Source organism: Streptomyces sp. M41(2017), from assembly GCF_002078175.1.
Classification (GTDB): Bacteria; Actinomycetota; Actinomycetes; order Streptomycetales; family Streptomycetaceae; genus Streptomyces.
Genome location: NZ_MWFK01000001.1, coordinates 1,010,750 through 1,027,505 on the forward strand (window position 1 = coordinate 1,010,750; position 16,756 = coordinate 1,027,505).

Annotated in this window: 14 protein-coding genes; 8 read left to right on the forward strand and 6 right to left on the reverse strand. The window is 74.2% G+C overall.

Features of this window, described 5'->3' with window-relative positions:
* The first annotated feature begins 28 nt into the window (after positions 1 to 28).
* Complete coding sequence (locus tag B0675_RS04460; protein ID WP_081217424.1) at positions 29 to 1,459, forward strand: GH1 family beta-glucosidase; 1,431 nt, start codon at positions 29 to 31, stop codon at positions 1,457 to 1,459.
* Between the two features lie 176 nt (positions 1,460 to 1,635).
* Here the strand turns inward: B0675_RS04460 and B0675_RS04465 are convergent, their stop codons facing one another.
* From B0675_RS04465 to B0675_RS04475, 3 genes are all read right to left on the reverse strand, one after another.
* On the reverse strand, positions 1,636 to 3,114 hold the full coding sequence (locus B0675_RS04465) for a cellulose binding domain-containing protein (protein WP_081217425.1): 1,479 nt from the start codon (positions 3,112 to 3,114) through the stop codon (positions 1,636 to 1,638).
* 365 nt (positions 3,115 to 3,479) lie between these two features.
* A complete protein-coding gene (locus tag B0675_RS04470) occupies positions 3,480 to 4,856 on the reverse strand; it encodes a HAMP domain-containing sensor histidine kinase (protein WP_081217426.1) in 1,377 nt (458 codons plus the stop codon).
* A complete protein-coding gene (locus B0675_RS04475) occupies positions 4,853 to 5,557 on the reverse strand; it encodes a response regulator transcription factor (protein WP_081217427.1) in 705 nt (234 codons plus the stop codon). The genes B0675_RS04470 and B0675_RS04475 overlap by 4 nt, the downstream gene beginning before the upstream one ends.
* 156 nt (positions 5,558 to 5,713) lie before the next feature.
* Here B0675_RS04475 and B0675_RS04480 point away from each other — a divergent pair, with 156 nt between their 5' ends.
* Complete coding sequence (locus B0675_RS04480) at positions 5,714 to 6,238, forward strand: hypothetical protein (RefSeq protein ID WP_081221583.1); 525 nt, start codon at positions 5,714 to 5,716, stop codon at positions 6,236 to 6,238.
* Positions 6,239 to 6,279: 41 nt separating this feature from the next.
* On the opposite strand, the gene B0675_RS04485 is transcribed toward B0675_RS04480, so the two are convergent.
* Entirely contained in the window at positions 6,280 to 7,182 is a 903-nt protein-coding gene (locus B0675_RS04485; RefSeq protein ID WP_081217428.1) for a fused MFS/spermidine synthase, read from the reverse strand.
* A 77-nt stretch (positions 7,183 to 7,259) separates the two neighbouring features.
* Positions 7,260 to 7,697, reverse strand: a complete 438-nt coding sequence (locus B0675_RS04490; RefSeq protein WP_081221584.1) for a hypothetical protein — start codon at positions 7,695 to 7,697, stop codon at positions 7,260 to 7,262.
* 297 nt (positions 7,698 to 7,994) lie between these two features.
* Between B0675_RS04490 and B0675_RS04495 the strand changes: the two genes are divergently transcribed.
* Positions 7,995 to 9,542, forward strand: a complete 1,548-nt coding sequence (locus B0675_RS04495; RefSeq protein WP_081217429.1) for a DUF3824 domain-containing protein — start codon at positions 7,995 to 7,997, stop codon at positions 9,540 to 9,542.
* A gap of 19 nt (positions 9,543 to 9,561) precedes the next feature.
* Here B0675_RS04495 and B0675_RS04500 read toward each other — a convergent pair whose 3' ends face one another.
* Positions 9,562 to 10,158, reverse strand: coding sequence for a histidine phosphatase family protein (locus B0675_RS04500; RefSeq protein WP_081217430.1), 597 nt, complete (start codon positions 10,156 to 10,158; stop codon positions 9,562 to 9,564).
* 266 nt (positions 10,159 to 10,424) lie between these two features.
* Between B0675_RS04500 and B0675_RS04505 the strand changes: the two genes are divergently transcribed.
* The 5 genes from B0675_RS04505 (at position 10,425) to B0675_RS04525 (ending at position 16,313) form a co-directional block, all read left to right on the forward strand.
* Positions 10,425 to 11,426, forward strand: a complete 1,002-nt coding sequence (locus B0675_RS04505) for a phosphatase PAP2 family protein (protein WP_081217431.1) — start codon at positions 10,425 to 10,427, stop codon at positions 11,424 to 11,426.
* Positions 11,377 to 12,558, forward strand: a complete 1,182-nt coding sequence (locus B0675_RS04510; RefSeq protein WP_081217432.1) for a hypothetical protein — start codon at positions 11,377 to 11,379, stop codon at positions 12,556 to 12,558. Before B0675_RS04505 ends, B0675_RS04510 begins: the two co-directional genes overlap by 50 nt.
* Before the next feature lie 270 nt (positions 12,559 to 12,828).
* The gene (locus B0675_RS04515; protein ID WP_081217433.1) at positions 12,829 to 14,418 is read left to right on the forward strand and encodes a hypothetical protein; all 1,590 of its coding nucleotides are present in this window, start codon (positions 12,829 to 12,831) and stop codon (positions 14,416 to 14,418) included.
* Complete coding sequence (locus tag B0675_RS04520; protein ID WP_081217434.1) at positions 14,415 to 15,749, forward strand: AAA domain-containing protein; 1,335 nt, start codon at positions 14,415 to 14,417, stop codon at positions 15,747 to 15,749. Before B0675_RS04515 ends, B0675_RS04520 begins: the two co-directional genes overlap by 4 nt.
* A gap of 186 nt (positions 15,750 to 15,935) precedes the next feature.
* Positions 15,936 to 16,313: a hypothetical protein gene (locus B0675_RS04525; RefSeq protein WP_081217435.1), complete on the forward strand. Its 378-nt coding sequence runs from the start codon at positions 15,936 to 15,938 to the stop codon at positions 16,311 to 16,313.
* Positions 16,314 to 16,756: the final 443 nt, after the last annotated feature.

Below are 16,756 nucleotides of genomic sequence, written 5' to 3' on the forward strand. Positions count from 1 at the left end.
TCTTCACGACCCCCTTGGGAGCGCTTCCATGCCTGAGTCCGTATCGCCCCTGACCTTCCCTCCGGCCTTTCTCTGGGGTGCGGCGACCTCCGCGTACCAGATCGAGGGGGCGGTGCGGGAGGACGGCCGCACCCCCTCGATCTGGGACACCTTCAGCCATACGCCGGGCAGGACGGCCGGCGGCGAGCACGGTGACATCGCTGTCGACCACTACCACCGCTACCGCGACGACGTGGCCCTGATGGCCGACCTCGGTCTGAGCGCGTACCGCTTCTCCGTCTCCTGGTCGCGGGTGCAGCCGACCGGCCGGGGTCCCGCCGTGCAGCGCGGCCTCGACTTCTACCGCCGGCTGGTGGACGAGCTGCTCGCGCACGGCATCAAGCCCGCCGTCACCCTCTACCACTGGGACCTGCCGCAGGAGCTGGAGGACGCGGGCGGCTGGCCCGAGCGGGAGACGGCGCTGCGGTTCGCGGAGTACGCGCAGATCGTGGGGGAGGCGCTCGGCGACCGCGTCGAGCAGTGGATCACCCTCAACGAGCCCTGGTGCAGCGCGTTCCTCGGCTACGGCTCCGGCGTGCACGCTCCCGGCCGGACGGACCCGGTGGCCGCCCTGCGCGCGGCCCACCACCTCAATCTGGCCCACGGGCTCGGCACGTCGGCGCTGCGTTCCGTGATGCCGTCCCGCAACTCGGTCGCGGTGAGCCTCAACTCCTCGGTGGTCAGGCCCGTTTCGCAGGACCCGGCGGACCTGGACGCCGTGCAGCGCATCGACGATCTCGCCAACGGCATCTTCCACGGACCGATGCTGCACGGCGCGTACCCGCAGACGCTCCTCGCGGCGACCCGGTCGGTCACCGACTGGTCGTTCGTCCAGGAGGGCGACCTCAAGACGATCAAGCAGCCGCTGGACGCGCTCGGTCTCAACTACTACACGCCGACGCTGGTCTCGGCCGCCGAGGCGCCCGCGGACGGTCCGCGCGCGGACGGCCACGGTGCCAGCTCGCACTCCCCCTGGCCCGGGGCCGACGACGTCGCGTTCCACCAGACGCCGGGCGAGCGCACGGAGATGGGCTGGACGATCGACCCGTCGGGTCTGCACGACCTGATCATGCGCTACACCCGCGAGGTGCCGGGCCTGCCGCTGTACGTGACGGAGAACGGCGCCGCCTACGACGACAAGCCGGACCCGGACGGCCGCGTCCACGACCCCGAGCGCATCGCCTACCTGAACGGCCACCTGTCCGCCGTGCACCGGGCGATCGCCGACGGCGCGGACGTCCGCGGCTACTACCTCTGGTCCCTGCTGGACAACTTCGAGTGGGCGTACGGCTACGGCAAGCGGTTCGGCGCGGTGTACGTCGACTACGCGACCCAGGTCCGCACCCCGAAGTCGAGCGCCCACTGGTACGGCCGGGCCGCGCGCACCGGGACGCTCGCGCCGGTCGCGCCCGCCGAGTAGGCCGGGCGCGCGGGCCCGCGCGGAGGAACAAGGGGCGGGGACACGGGAACGGGGCGCGGCACCGAGGGGGGTGCCGCGCCCCGATGTGTCTCCGGGCGGGGAGGAACGCTACGACGCCCCGGCCGGGTGGGGGGTGCGGAGTCCGGCCGGGGCACGCAACCCCCGTTTTCGGATGGCTACTTGTAGGCCCCGAAGGCCTTCGAGAAGGCGCCGTCGCTCTGCGTGATGGAGCTGCAGACCGGGTCGGCGGAGTTCTTGGCGCCGCCGGCGCACTGCTTGTCGCGGGTCGCGGACCACATGGAGAGCCAGCCGAGGCCCTTCGACTGCGCGAACGTCACCAGCTGCGCGGCGTCGTCGACCTTGAAGACCTCGGAGGAGACGTCGTTGACGCCGATCATCGGGGTGATGGCGACGGCCTTCCACGCGGCGCTGTCGGAGAGGCCGAGGACCCCCTTGATCTGCGCCTGGGTGGCGGTGGCCGCCTGCTCGGCGTAGGTGCCCATGTCACCGCTGTACGCGGGGCCGTAGTCCATCGCCATGATGTTCACGGTGTTGATCTGCACGCCGTTCGACTTGGCGTCGGAGAGGAGGTTCACGCCGTCCTGGGTGAGGCCCTCGGGCATGACCGGCAGCGTGAACGAGACGTCCAGGCCGGGGTGCTGCTGCTGGAGCTTGGCGACGGCCTTCGCGCGGGTGGTGTTCGCGGCCGTGTTCGGCAGCGCCCCGCCCTCGATGTCGAAGTCGACCTTCGTGAGCTTGTACGCGTCGACGGCCTTGCCGTACGCCGCCGCGAGCGCGTCCGCCGAGGAGCAGGTGGTGGCCAGCTCGGAGCCCGAGGCGCCGCCGAAGGAGACCCGGACGTCGCCGCCCTTGGCGCGCAGGGCGCCGATCTGGGAGGCCACCGCGTCACTCGCGAGATCGCTGACGCCGCCCCACTTGGGGGTGCAGCCGCCGCCGTCGGTGATGAAGGCGAGGTTGTAGTTCTTCACGCCGGTGGCCTCGGCCGCCTTGACGAGGTCGAAGGCCGGGTAGAGCGAGGTGTCGACGTAGGGCGCGAAGCCCGCCGTCGTGGCGCTGCCGCTGCCCGAACTCTGGGTGGGGGTCGCGGTGGTGGCCGTCGCGGTCGGCTTCGGGCTCTCGCTCTGCGAGGCGGTGGCGGTCGGCTCGGGGCTCGCCGTGGGGCTCGCGGACCCGCTCGGGCGGCCGCTCGGTTCGGGCGTGGCGCCGCCGTCCACCGAGCACTTGGCGTCGTCGATGAGGCAACCGGTCGGGTCGGCGGTGCCGTTCACCACGAATCCAACGGTGACGGTCGCGCCGGGCGCCAGCCCGTCCTTGTCCCAGGACGGGGGGCTCACGGTCACGTGCTGACCGCTCACTTTCGACGTGGCGTTCCAGAGCGAGCCGAGCGTGTTGCCGGAGGGCAGGTCGAACTCCAGCTTCCAGTCCTTCTTCGCCTGGGCCGTGTCGTTGGTGACGACGTACTGGGCGGTGTATCCGGTCGACCAGTCGCTGGTCTTCGTGTACGCCGCGCCGACGCTCGCCGCCTGCGCGCTGCCGGTGAACAGGAGGGCGCCGCCGCCTACCACGGCCGCGGCGACCACGCCGCCTATCGCCTTGTTCCTGCCACTGACCTTGCGCCGGTGCGTACTGCTCATCGCGTGCCTGCCTTCGCGGTTTCACGGGGTTCTCAGGGGGGTGTCCCATGGGGGTGCGGCACACGCTAGCGATCCGGAATCGGTCATACCGGCCCATCCGGGCGGCGGTTGCGGATCTTAGGGTCCGCTTAAGGAAGGCATCGGGGACGGTTAAAGGTCGAGACCAATATGGGCGGTTCGGCGAGGTCGGCGCGGGAGCGGGGAAGGGCCCGCACAGAGACGGAACGGCCCGGCGCGGGGCGGATCGTCCTGGCGCGAGGGCGGATCGTCCTGGCGCGGGAGCGGATCGCCCTGGAGCGGGGGCGCCGCCGGACGGCCGGTCCCTCGTGGTCACCCGCGGCCGGAGCTCCGTACCGCGGCCTGGCTCAGCTCACGCCGGCGCCGCGCCTGCGGCGGCGGACCGTCCCCCGGTGACCGCGGCGGACCGGCGCCCGGCCGTCGAGCTGGATCCAGATGCGCACCTCGGTCCCGCCCAGCACGGAGGAACCGATCCGTACGTCACCGCCGGTCGACTCCGCGAGCCGGCGCACGATGTCCAGGCCGAGCCCGGTCGAGCCGTCGTTGCCCGAGCCCCGGCCGCGTGCCATGGCGGCCTCGGGGTCCACGATGCCGGGGCCCGCGTCCGACACCAGCACGATCACCGCGTCCTCGCCGTTGTGCACGTCGACCGCGAACGCCGTGCCCTCGGCGGTGTGCCGGAAGACGTTGCCGAGGAGGGCGTCGAGCGCGGCCGCGAGATCGGCGCGGGCCACGGGGATGCGGACCGGCCGGTCCACCCCGGCCACGCGCACCTTGCGGCCCTCGTCCTCGGCGAGCGCCGACCAGAAGTCCATCCGCTCGCGGACCACTTCGGCCGCGTCGCAGCCGGCGCCGACTCCGATCGCCGCGGTCTGCGGCTTGGCGTCCCGGGCCGTCCGGATGATCGTGTCCACCTCGCGCTCCAGCTGCTCGACGGCGGCCCGGGTCTGCTCGGCCGCCGGACCGTCGCCGAGCGAGGCGGTGTTGAGGCGGAGCACGGTCAGCGGGGTGCGCAGCCGGTGCGAGAGGTCGGCGGCCAGCTCCCGTTCGTTGGCGAGGAGTTGGACGACCTGGTCGGCCATCGCGTTGAACGCGACGGCGGCCAGCCGCAGTTCGGTGGGGCCCTCCTCGGGCACCCGGGAGCCGAGCTTCCCCTCGCCCAGCTCGTGCGCGCTCTCGACCAGGCGCTGCGCGGGCTGGACCATACGGATGCCGAGCCGGTCGGCGACCGCGACGGAGCCGATGATGAGCGCGACGCCGACCGCGGCGAGGACCGCCCAGGCGGTGCCCACGCCGTTGCTGACCTCGGCCTCGGGGACGTACACCTCGACGACCGCGATCTCGCCCGAGCTGATGGCGATGGGCTGGAGCAGGGTCGATCCACCGGCCACCTCCGTGGTGGAGGCCCGGCCGAGCTTGCGGGTCATGGCGATGTCCTTGGCTGCGGCACGCCGCTTGCCGATCTCGACCGCCGGTTCCCGGTCGGCGGCGGGTATGTGCACGCCGATGCCCGCGTCCGAGCCGGCCGAGGCGACGACGCGCTCCAGCTCGTCCCGGTCGGTGGTGATGGAGAGGGCGGGCGCGATGGCGGCGGCCTCCCGCTCGGCGTTCGAGAACGCCCGGTCGCGTGCCATCTCCTTGATGACCAGGCCGAGCGGCACCGCGAAGGCGACGACGACCATCGTGGTCACCGCCACGCAGACCTTGACCAGGGCCCACCTCACAGCGGTCGCTCCGCCCTCGGCGGCTCCAGCTTCACGCCGACGCCGCGCAGGGTGTGCAGATAGCGCGGCCGGGCCGCCGTCTCGCCCAGCTTGCGGCGGAGCCAGGACAGATGGACGTCGATGGTCTGGTCGTCGCCGTACGCCTGCTGCCACACCTCGGCGAGCAGCTCCTTGCGCGGGACGACGACGCCGGGGCGCCCGGCGAGGAAGGCGAGCAGGTCGAACTCGCGCCGGGTGAGGTCGAGTCGTACGCCGTCCAGCTCGGCCTGGCGGCGCAGCGGGTCGATGGCGAGGCCGCCGACGCGGATGACCGTGGACGGCGGGGCGTCGGCCGTGCTCGTGCGGGAACGGCGCAGCACGGCGGCCATCCGCGCCGACAGGTGCTCGACCGAGAACGGCTTGGTCAGGTAGTCGTCCGCGCCGTCGTTCAGCAGGCGCACGATCTCCGTCTCGTCGTCCCGCGCGGTGGCGATGATGACCGGCACGTCGGTGATGCCGCGCAGCATCTTCAGCGCCTCGGACCCGTCCAGATCGGGCAGTCCGAGGTCGAGGATCACGACGTCGAAGGAGAAATGGGCGACCTCGCGCAGCGCCTCCAGGGCCGTACCGACGCTGCGCACGGTGTGTGCGGCCTCGGTCAGATGCCGGATGAGGGCCGAGCGCACGAACTGGTCGTCCTCGACCACGAGCACACTTGCCATGGGCGGCACCGTAGCCCATCCGGGCGATGCCCCAGGGTGCCTGTGGACAACCTGTTCCGGGCACCTGTGGACAATCCCGGCCGGACGTCCGCGGCGCCTCCCGGCGGTGCCGGGTCCCTGAGACACCCGTGGGGCGCGTGGTGCAGTATGGCCGCGATGCGCAGAGGATTCGTACACGTACTCGCGTGGTCGCTCGCCACGGGCGCGGCGGTCACGCTGTCGTGGTGGGGCGTGCACACGGTGATGACGGGGACGGCCTACGACCCGCCGCGCGCCCTGCCCATCACGGCGGCCGGCGCGACGACGCAGGAGTCGAAGCCACTGGCCTCCTCCACCCATCGGGCCGAGCCGTCGAAGAAGGCGTCGGGCAGGCCGTCGGCGACGCCCCGGCCGAGCGCGACACCGTCGCCGTCCGCGACACCGGACGGCAGCGCCCCGCCCGCCTCCCCCAGCGCCTCCGGCCAGGTCAAGAGCTACGACACCGATGGCGGCCGGGCGGTCTTCGACATCGGTCCCGCCTACGCGACGCTGGTCTCGGCGACGCCGAAGGCCGGCTGGTCGATGCAGGTGTGGAAGACCGAGTCGTGGATCCGCGTGGAGTACTCCGCGGGCGCGGACCGGGTGTCGGTGTTCTGCACCTGGCACGACGGGCCGCCCCGCGTGGAGATCGGGACGTACTGACGTCCCGCCGGGCCAGGTCCTGCCGTGGGCCGGGCTCCGGTTCAGCGGAAGACCGAGGGCGGCGGGGCCGGTGACGCCACGGCCACCGCGTCGGTGACCGGTACGGCGCCGCCCGTGAAGTCGGCGAGCTGCCTGCCGTGTTCGACCCGCGCGGGGTGCGGATCGGAGGCCGCACGGCGGGTGAGTTCCGCGACCGGGAGCGGCAGCCCGGAGGCGACGAGGACGGCGTTGCCGAAGCGTTTGCCGCGCAGTACCGCCGGGTCGGCGATCAGGGCGAGTTCGGGGAAGACGGCGGCCACGGTGGCGATCTGGCCGCGGAGATGGGCGAGCGGCGGTCCGTCGGCGAGGTTCGCGGCGTAGACCCCGGAAGCCTTCAGAGCACGGCGGACCTCGGTGACGAACTCGACGGACGTGAGGTGGGCCGGGGTGCGCGCGCCGCTGAAGACGTCCGCTATGACCAGGTCGGCCCAGCCGTCGGGCACCTTGGCGAGACCTTCGCGGGCGTCCGTGGACCGCACCCTGATCCGGGCGTTCGGGTCCAACGGCAGCTCGCGGCGGACCAGTTGGACGAGTGCGGCGTCCCGCTCGACTACCTGCTGGGTGGACCGGGGGCGGGTCCCGGCGGTGTAGCGGGCGAGACTGAGTGCGCCGCCGCCGAGGTGCACGGCCTGCACGGGCTTGCCGGTCGGTGCGACGAGGTCGATGACGTGGCCGAGGCGGCGCTGGTACTCGAAGCTCAGGTAGGACGGGTCGTCGAGGTCCACGTGGGACTGCGGGGCGCCGTCGATGAGCAGCGTCCAGGCGCGCGCCCGGTCCCGGTCGGGCAGCAGCTCGGCGAGCCCGCCGTCGACGGTCTCGACGACCGCCTCGGCCGCCTGACCGCGCCGCGCGGCCCGTCCCGTGTCGCGGCGCTCGTCCGACCGCTGGTTCTTCGCCCGTGCCATCCCGCCATTATCGGGGGGCGCGGACGGCTCGGCTCAGCGGCGGGTCACCGGGGACGGACGGCGGGCGGCCGGCGCCGTCACCGGCAGCCGTCCGCGGCCTCGATGAGCCGGGCCGCCTCGCCCAGTGCGGCCCGCAGCACCGCCGGGTCGGTGGCGAGGTCGGCCTCGCCGGGCGGCAGGAGCCAGTCCGAACCCTCCACCGGGGGCTCGGGCGCCAGCCGCAGGCCGCGGCCCTCCGTCTGGGTGCAGGTGCTGCCCGGCACGTCCCAGGCGTCCGCGGTGCCCGGCGGCACCAGGAAGCCGAGGGTGTCGCAGTCGTCGTCGTGCAGCACGGGCCCCACGGCGTCTCCTGCGCCGCGGCGCAGGATGTCGACCGCCTCCAGCCCCTGACGTGCCGGAACGGTCACGAGGTCGCACTCGGCGACCGGGCGCCGGGGGGCGCCGTAGTCCGGGGACGGTCCGTACTGTGCCGTCGACAGCGGTGTACGTGCCTCGGTGCTCTGCCTGATCTGCATCCCGGCCTCCAACGGAACCCCTCCTCATGACGAGTGGGTCGGGAGTTCGGGCGGCTCCCGGTCCATCGGGTTCAACGCGCCAGGACGTCAACGGCTACGGCGAAACTGCGCCGCAAAGGATGGCAGTTCATGGCAGATCGTGGATGAGATATCCGGTTTGTAGCCAAACCCAGCGTGGTGGCGTCGTCACAGCAGGTACGTTCTTGCCCCGCCGGAAGCAGGCATCTACTGGGCACAACCCGGGCAACTCGCCCCGCCTCCGGCATGGTTCGACGGTTCGCAAGAGAGGGCCCGGCCATGGCGTCGTCAACGGTGACCTCGTCCCCGTCCCCCAGGCCACCCCGGCCGAATCTCGCCTTCAGGCGGTTGCGCGGCCCGCGCTCCCCCGGCGAGTTCGCCGCGCTGGTCCGGCGGGCCGCGCGCGACATCGGCGAGCGGGTGAGCTGCGACGCGCGCTACATCGGGCGCGTCGAGGCGGGCGAGATCCGCTGTCCCAACTACGCGTACGAGCGGGTGTTCCTGCACATGTTCCCCGGCCGCACGCTGACCGACCTGGGTTTCGCACCCCGCTCATGGGTACGCGGACGCGGGGCGCGGGGCACGGACGAGGCGCCCCCCGAGCACCCCACGAGCCCTTCGTCCGCCTCGTACGAGACGGACGAGGCGCGAGGGACGTACGAGACGCCGAACCCGTATCACCCCACCCCCTACGAGCCGCAGACCCCGTACGCCGCGCACGATCCGCACGCCCCGTACGACCCGCATCCCGGATGCGATCCGTACGCCCCGTACGAGGAACACGGTCAGAACCACGAGGAGAGCGACGTGCAGCGTCGCGCATTCATGACGGGAGGCACCGCCACCGTGGCGGCGGCCTCACTCGGACCCTTCGCGGTGGCCTTCGGCAACAGCGCCGCGGCCGCCGAACGGCGGGTCCACCGCGCGGGAACCTCCGAGGCCGGCGCCCTGGAGGAGGCGGTCCGCAAGATCCGGCTGCTGGACGACCGGCACGGGGCCGACGGCCTGTACCGGCGCGCGGCGGCCCCGCTGCGCACCGCCTACGAGCTGCTCGACGCCGGCACCACCCGGCGGGCGACCGCCGACCGGCTGTACTCCGGCGCGGGAGAACTGGCCATCTCGGTGGGCTGGCTCGCCCACGACTCCGGGCGCTTCGACGACGCCCGCTCGCACTACGCGGAGGCGCTCGCGACCGCGCGGATGGCCGACGACGGGGGCCTCGAAGCGCACGCCTTCTGCAACACCGCGTTCCTCGCCCGTGACGCCGGCCGCCCGCGCGAGGCGGTGCGCGCGGCCCAGGCGGCCCAGCGCGCGGCCCGCCCCCTCGGCTCCCCCCGCCTGCTCTCGCTGCTCGCGCTGCGCGAGGCGGGCGGCTGGGCGGGACTCGCCGACCGCAGGAGCTGCGAGCAGGCGATGGCCCGTGCGCACGCCCTCTACGCGCGCGGCCCCGCCGAGACGGACCCCGAGTGGATGACGTTCTACGGGGAGGCCGAACTGGAGGGTCTGGAGGCGCAGTGCTGGTCGATGCTGGGCGACTGGCCCCGGGCGGCCCGGCACGCCCGCCGCGCGGCCGATCTCCAGGACCCGCACTTCACCCGCAACATCGCCCTCTACACCGCCGAGCTGGCCGACGACCTGGCGCGCGGCGGGCGGCCGGACGAGGCCGCCGTCGCCGGGCTGCGCGTCCTGGAGCTGCTGAGCGAGGTCCAGTCCTCCCGCATCCAGACCATGCTGGCGGGCACGGCCCGGGTCCTGCTCCCGCACCGCAGGGCCTCGGGCGTCTCGGCGTTCCTGGACCGCCACGCGAGCCTGCCGCGCACGGCATGACAGCCGCCGGAGCCGCCGCTCAGACGCTCAGGTGTCCGCAGTCGTTCCACGTCTCGATGGCCGGCTCGCCGTAGGCCCAGCCGAGCACCGACAGCGACGTCGGGTTCAGGCGGACGCGGGCCGCGAAGTCCAGCGGGAGCCCGAGCCAGCGCGCGCCTATCGACCGCAGGATGTGGCCGTGGGCGAAGACCAGCACGTCACGGTCGGCGGAGCGGGCCCAGGAGACGACCTCGTCCGCGCGCGCGGTGACCTGTTCCAGGGTCTCGCCCCCGGGGACGCCGTCGCGCCAGATGAACCAGCCGGGCCGGACCGCCTGGATCTCGGCCGGGGTCATCCCCTCGTAGGCGCCGTAGTCCCACTCCATGAGCGCGTCCCAGGTGTCGGCGCGGTCCCCGAAACCGGCGAGTTCGCAGGTCTCCCGCGCGCGGACCAGCGGGCTGGTGCGCACCTCGACACCGCGGAGCCCGTCCAGGGGTGGCCGGTGCAGCCGCTCGCCCAGCAGCTTGGCGCCGCGCCGCCCCTCGTCGAGGAGGGGGATGTCGGTCCTGCCGGTGTGCTTTCCGGACAGCGACCATTCGGTCTGTCCGTGCCGGGCCAGCAGGATGCGCGGTGCCATGGAGAAGAGCCTTTCCGGGACGGGCGGCGCGAGGGGGACGGGCACTCGGAACCGCTGACAGGTCGGTCACTCCATCATCGCGCACCGGCGCGCGAGGCAACCCGGGGGGCGATCTCCGCGTCTTTGAGGACCGGGGGCGCCCCTTCGGCGCGGCCGCACGCACCGTAAAATCCCATGTGGCCACACACCGCCGTCAGCAGACTGCAGACTGTCGGGTCACGACAGACGAGACGAAGGGCCACGAGCAGATGGGGGAGGGCGATCGGATGCCGCAGACCGATGCACCGCGTACGGAGGCGGCACCACGCGCCCGTCTGCGCCGGTGGACCGAGCTGCGCAGGTCCGCGGCCGCGCAGGGCCGGCTCCGCTGGTGGACCGAGCTCCCGCTGATAGTCCTCGTGTACGCCTGCTACTCGGCGGGCCGGCTGCTCGCCCGGGGCGACACCGCCGGCGCGGTCGACCACGGCCTGCAGATCCTGCGGATCGAGAAGGTCCTCCGCCTCAACGCCGAGCACCCGCTGAACCGGCTGTTCACGCGCGAGGCATGGCTGGGCGTACCCGCCGACTTCTGGTACGCGTCACTGCACTACCTGGTGACGCCCGCCATCCTCGTCTGGCTGTTCCGCTCCCGGGCCGTCCGCTACCGCGCGGCCCGCACCTGGCTGATGACCTCCACGTTCATCGGTCTGATCGGCTTCACCCTGCTGCCGACCTGCCCGCCCCGCCTGCTGTCGCCGGGGCACGGCTTCGTCGACACGATGGCCCAGTACAGCGACTACGGCTGGTGGGGCGGCGAGGCGAGCGCCCCGCGCGGCATGGGCGGGATGACGAACCAGTACGCGGCGATGCCGAGCCTGCACGTCGGCTGGGCACTGTGGTGCGGCGTGATGCTGTGGCGACACGGCCGGACGCCCGCCGCGAAGGTCGCCGGTGTCGTCTATCCGCTGTTCACCACGATCGTCGTGATGGGCACCGCCAACCACTACTTCCTGGACGCCGTCGCGGGCGCCGCCGTGATGGGCGTCGGCCTGCTGCTGACCCCGTTCGTGATGCGCACGGCGAACCGTCTGTGGTCGCTCTTCGAGGGCCGTGTCCCCTGGGTCGCGGGTGTCGCGCGGGGCGAGGGTTCCGCGATTGTCAGTGCGGGGTGCCAGACTTCCCCGGGTGAACGCATCCCCCGACAGCGCGAGTCCCGATCCGGACCGGGAGCCGAGCCGGGTGCCTCTCCCGCGGACGCGGGGGACGGCGCTGCGGCAGCAGCTCGCTGAGCTGCGCGGTCCGGACGTCCCACCGAAGGCACTGGACGCGCGCGCCCTCGCGGCGCTCGCGGCCAACCCGGGCTGCGACCGCCGGGCCCTGCTGGACGGCGCGGGGGTCGACAAGGCGAAGCTGGCGGGCGCCCTCGGTGCGCCGTCCGCGTTCGGCCAGTCGCAGTTCGCCTTCATGCGGGGCAACGCGTTCGAGGCACGCGTCAAGGCCGACGGCGGCGCCGAGCTGCTGCGGCTGGTCCACGAGAAGCTCGACCCCGGCGCCGAGGCACCGGGCTCCGGTGCCGTGCCCGACCTGAGCGCGGTCGGTCCCGAAGGGCGTGCCGCGCGTACGGCCCTCGCCCTGCGCGAGGCCACCGGCACCGGCGGCTGGACGCTGCTGGACCATCCGATGCTCGCCCTGGACGTCGCGGGTTCCGCCGCGTTCCTGGAGCCGGACGCGGTGGTCGTGCACCCCGACGGCGGCTGGACGGTCGTCGAGATCAAGTCGTTCCCGATGCTGGACGGTTCGGCCGACCCGGCGAAGGTGGGCGCCGCCGCCCGGCAGTCCGCGGTGTACGTCCTCGCGCTGGAGGAGGTCGCGGCCCGCATCGAGCCCGCTCCCGAGGTCCGCCACCGCGTCCTGCTGGTGTGCCCGAAGGACTTCTCCAACCTCCCCACCGCCTCGGCCGTCGACGTGCGCAAGCAGCGTGCCGTCACCCGCCGGCAGCTCGCGCGCCTCACCCGGGTCGAGGACATCGCGGCGGCCCTGCCCGAGGGCAGCTGCTTCTCCCCCGACCTCCCGGCCGAGGAGCTGATCACGGCCGTCGAGGCGGTTCCCGCGACGTACGCGCCCGAATGCCTGTCCGCCTGCGAGCTGGCCTTCCACTGCCGGGCCCGCTCGCGCGCGGCGGGCGCCGTGACCTCCCTGGGCCGCTCCCTGCGGGCCGAACTGGGCGGTCTGACGACGGTGACCGACGTCCTCGCGGCGGCGCACGGGGAGGCCGGCGATCCGGACGACCCGGCCGTCGCCGCGCTCCGCAGAGCGGCGTACCTGAGGGCGGAGGCGCTGGGCTCCCGCGCCCCCGTCCCGGCGCAGGTCCCGGCGCGCGCCACCACGGGCGAGGGTCTGGAGGCGACCGCATGCCGCTGACCTCGACACTCGCCCCGCCGGAAGCGGCCGGGAGCGGTCCGGCCCCGCACCTGGGAGCGGAGGCGTCCGTCACCCCGGCCGCCGTGCCCACGGCCGCCGCCACCCTGGGCAGGGTGCGGGAGGCACGCACATGTCGCTGATCTCCACACTCGCCCCGCCGGAAGCGGCCGGGAGCGGTCCGGCCCCGCACCTGGGAGCGGAGGCGTCCGTCACCCCGGCCGCCGTGCCCACGGCCGGCGCCACCCTGGGCAGGGTGCGGGAGGCACGCACATGTCGCTGATCTCCACGCTCGCCCGGCTGGAGGCCGTCGAGAGCGGCCGGGCGCAGCCCACCGCCACCGTGCTGCACCGCCATCTCGTCGAGCGGCCGCTGGTGTTCGTGCCGTTGACCACCGCGGGCGAGGCGGGAGCGCCGCTGGGCGCGCTCGTCGGCACCGACCGCGACGCGCCGCGCCTGCTGGTCGTGCCACAGCCCCGCGACCGTGACCTGCGGTTCGCGTTCCTCGCCGAGCTGGCGGACGTCGTCCTGCCGTACATCGACACGTTCGCGGACGTGGTCGAGGCGGCCGAGCGCAGCGACACCGACCCGGAGACCGGCAAGCGCGTCAAGGTCGAGGTCGAACTGTGCTCGGACGCGCCGCAGTTGATCGTGCCGGGCCGCGCGGGCATCGAGTTCGTGCGGCTCCTCGGGCGCTCCACCCGGTTCCGCCGGACCGCCGAGCAGGATCCCGAGGCACCGCATCCGGCGCCGCCGCGGGTGCCGCTGTCCGGGCGCTGGCTCACCCACTTCGGGGAGCGGGCCCGGGTGCCCGGCTCCGCCCTGCTGCTCGCTCTCACCGACGTGCTCTCGCGGCACTGGGCGACCGGCCAGAGCAGCCTGGAGGACCAGCACCTCGGAGCGCTGCTGGCCTGGATCGACCCTCCGGAGGGCGAGCCGGGTGCCGAGGCCGCGGTGCGGGCCGAGCTGCAGCGGGACACCCGGGGCCAGTTGGTGTGGCCGCCCGCCGGCCCCGCCACCGACCCCGCCTTCGACAACCAGCTGCTCGCCCCCGCCATCGAGGCGTACGACCGCGCGCGGACGGCGTTCGCCGCCGCCGAGGACGGCGTCGAGGCGGACGACCGGCTCGGTGAGCTGACCGCGGCCGAGCGGCGGATCCGTGATCTCGTCGCGAGCGTCACCCGGCCCACCTGGGACGCGGTCTGGCAAGGGCTCGACCTGCTGCGCGCCCTGCCGGAGGGACCGCGCGCGGCCGACCGGTGGACCCGGGACCGCTGGTCGTTCACCGGTCACCGCGACCGGGTGGTGGCGGGCGAACCGCCGCAGCCGCGCCGGGACGACGCGGTCACCGCGGCGAACAAGCTGGCCACGCGCGAGCGGGAACAGGCGCGCCTGGAAGCGCAGGAGGCACTGGACGACCCGCTGGTGATGGCGGGACGGCGGCTCTCCGGAGAGGCGTTCGCGGGCGTGGTCACCGACGTCGTCATGGCGTACAGCGAGGGCAAGCGGCCGAGTCCGCGTCCGCTGGTCACCGTCCGCACCGACGACCGCCCGCACCTCGGCGAGCGGGCCAAGGTGTACCGCTCGCTCGGCGGGAAGCCGCAGTCCGCGGAGTTCGTGGGGTACGAGGACGGGGGTGCCGCCGTGGTGCTGCGGATCACCGACAAGATGGGCCGGGGCAAGGAGCCGGAGGCCGGGTCCGTGCCGGAGAAGGGGGACCTCCTCTGCTTCACCCTCTTCGAGCACGAGCAGCGCGGCGGCGCCAAGCTGCCCGAGCCGGAGGACACGCCGTGGACGCACGGGGGGCCGCCGGGTGAGCCGGACGCGCTGCCGGACCCGGTGACCGAGGAGGACGTCCTGTGACCGCCGTCTTCGATCCGGGTGCCGAGGCCGCCCGCGCCACCGACGCGATCCTGCGCGACACCCTGCACGGCACCGACCGCGGCGTCGTCGTCGACTCGCCTCCCGGCGCCGGGAAGTCGACGCTCGTGGTCCGCGCGGCTCTCGAACTGGCCGCGGCCGGACGCCCGTTGATGGTCATCGCGCAGACCAACGCGCAGGTCGACGACCTGGTGCTGCGGATCGCCGAGAAGGCCCCCGAGGTGCCGGTGGGGCGGCTGCACAGCAGCGACTCCGACCCGTACGACAAGGCGCTCGACGGCCTGGACCAGGTCCGCAAGTCGACGAAGGCGGCCGACCTGGCGGGCCTGGACGTCGTCATCTCCACCGCTGCGAAGTGGGCCCACGTCAAGGGGGTCGAGCCCTGGCGGCACGCGATCGTGGACGAGGCGTACCAGATGCGCTCGGACGCGCTGCTCGCCGTCGCGGGACTCTTCGAGCAGGCGCTGTTCGTCGGTGACCCGGGCCAGTTGGACCCGTTCGCCATCGTCGGCTCGGAACAGTGGGCCGGCCTGTCGTACGACCCGTCCGCGTCCGCGGTGACGACGCTGCTCGCCCACAATCCGCACCTGCCGCAGCACCGGCTGCCGGTGTCCTGGAGGCTGCCCGCGTCGGCGGCCCCGCTCGTCTCCGACGCCTTCTATCCGTACACCCCGTTCCGCAGCGGCACCGGTCACGCCGACCGGCGGCTGAACTTCGGCGTCCCGTCGGACCGTTCGGGGACCGACCGGGTCATCGACGAGGCGGCGGAGTCCGGTTGGGGGCTGCTCCAGCTCCCCGCCCGGCACACGCCGCGCACGGACCCGGAGGCCGTACGGGCGGTGGCCGAGGTCGTCCGGCGGCTGCTCGACCGGGGCGGCGCGGCCACCTCGGAGCGGGCGCCGGATCCGGTGCCGCTGACCGCCGACCGGATCGCGGTCGGCACCGCGCACCGGGACCAGGCCGCGGCCGTGCGCGCGGCGCTGTCGGGCCTCGGCGTCACGGACGTCACCGTCGACACGGCGAACCGGCTCCAGGGGCGGGAGTTCGACGTCACGGTCGTCCTGCACCCGCTGTCGGGACGGCCCGACGCCACGGCGTTCCATCTGGAGACCGGGCGGCTGTGCGTGCTCGCCTCCCGGCACCGGCACGCCTGCATCGTGGTGTGCCGCGAGGGCGTGGGCGACCTGCTGGACGACCATCCCTCGACCGAGCCGGTCCAGCTGGGCGTCACGGTGAAGTTCCCGGACGGTTGGGAGGCCAACCACTCCGTGTTGTCCCATCTGGAGGAACATCGGGTGGCGTGGCGCCCCTGAGCCCCGGCCCAGGGACCGTCCCGGCGCCTGACCGAGCCGCCAGCGACCGGCCCGGCGCGAGCCGGCGGACCGGGCCTCCGCGCAGGGGGCGCACCCGGCCCCCGGGGCCCACTTGCGCCGCCGGGGGACAATGGACGGTGGCCCTCTTCCGAGAGGGGCACCTGAACCGTACGAGGAGGAGAAGACATGGCGGAGCCCACGCCGCGTCGGAACGAACCGCGGCTTCGCCCCGCGCCCCTGCTCTTCGAGCCCGCGGAGGCCGCCGGGGACCCGGAGCACTTCTTCGACCTGGAGTCGATAGACGATCCCCACGCGCTGCTGGACCGGGCCACGGAGCTGACGCAGGCGTTCCGCGCCGCTGCCGACCGGGCGCTCGAGTTCCAGGCCATCGCGGCCGCGCAGCTCGCCGATCCGCGCCGCTTCGACCGGCTGACCACGGCGGCGATCGCCGAGCGGGCCGAGTGGACCGAGGACTACGCGAAGAAGATGGTCGAGTACGGCCGCGACCTGCTCTCCGGCGCCGAGGGCGGCGGCCACGGCCACGGAGTGTCGGACACCCTCTGACCGGGGCCCGCGCCCACCCGTGCACCGGGAGCCGTGCGACCACCGGACCCCGGCACGGCACGGCTTCGGCCACATCCGCGCGCGCCCTCCGCCGGCCCCGGTCCGGGCCATCCGGCCCGCGGCCTGCTGCGGGCCGTCCCGCCGACCGGCGCAGCAGCCACCGGCGCCGGTGGACCGCCGCAGCCTCCGCCCGTTCCCCGACCTCCGGCGGTGCCGCGGCCGGCCCTCCGGCACGACACGGCCACCCGCTGACCGGGAGCCGTACGGCCCGGCGCTCGGGCGGCGCGATCCCCGCCCGAGTCACCGCACACCGCCGCCGACCCCGGCGCCCCCCGGCCTCCGCCCGGCGCGGCGTACCCCGCGGCCCCTCCGCCCCTCCGCCCCTCCGCCCCTCCGCCTCGACCGGCGGTCCGACCTCGTGCCCCGGCACCCGGCCCGGAACC

Bases quoted from the DNA above. Each gene is read 5' to 3' on its own strand.
- B0675_RS04460 (WP_081217424.1), top strand. From the start codon at position 29: ATGCCTGAGTCCGTATCGCCCCTGACCTTCCCTCCGGCCTTTCTCTGG.
- B0675_RS04465 (WP_081217425.1), bottom strand. From the start codon at position 3,114: ATGAGCAGTACGCACCGGCGCAAGGTCAGTGGCAGGAACAAGGCGATA.
- B0675_RS04475 (WP_081217427.1), bottom strand. From the start codon at position 5,557: ATGGCAAGTGTGCTCGTGGTCGAGGACGACCAGTTCGTGCGCTCGGCC.
- B0675_RS04480 (WP_081221583.1), top strand. From the start codon at position 5,714: ATGCGCAGAGGATTCGTACACGTACTCGCGTGGTCGCTCGCCACGGGC.
- B0675_RS04485 (WP_081217428.1), bottom strand. From the start codon at position 7,182: ATGGCACGGGCGAAGAACCAGCGGTCGGACGAGCGCCGCGACACGGGA.
- B0675_RS04490 (WP_081221584.1), bottom strand. From the start codon at position 7,697: ATGCAGATCAGGCAGAGCACCGAGGCACGTACACCGCTGTCGACGGCA.
- B0675_RS04495 (WP_081217429.1), top strand. From the start codon at position 7,995: ATGGCGTCGTCAACGGTGACCTCGTCCCCGTCCCCCAGGCCACCCCGG.
- B0675_RS04500 (WP_081217430.1), bottom strand. From the start codon at position 10,158: ATGGCACCGCGCATCCTGCTGGCCCGGCACGGACAGACCGAATGGTCG.
- B0675_RS04505 (WP_081217431.1), top strand. From the start codon at position 10,425: ATGCCGCAGACCGATGCACCGCGTACGGAGGCGGCACCACGCGCCCGT.
- B0675_RS04515 (WP_081217433.1), top strand. From the start codon at position 12,829: ATGTCGCTGATCTCCACGCTCGCCCGGCTGGAGGCCGTCGAGAGCGGC.
- B0675_RS04525 (WP_081217435.1), top strand. From the start codon at position 15,936: ATGGCGGAGCCCACGCCGCGTCGGAACGAACCGCGGCTTCGCCCCGCG.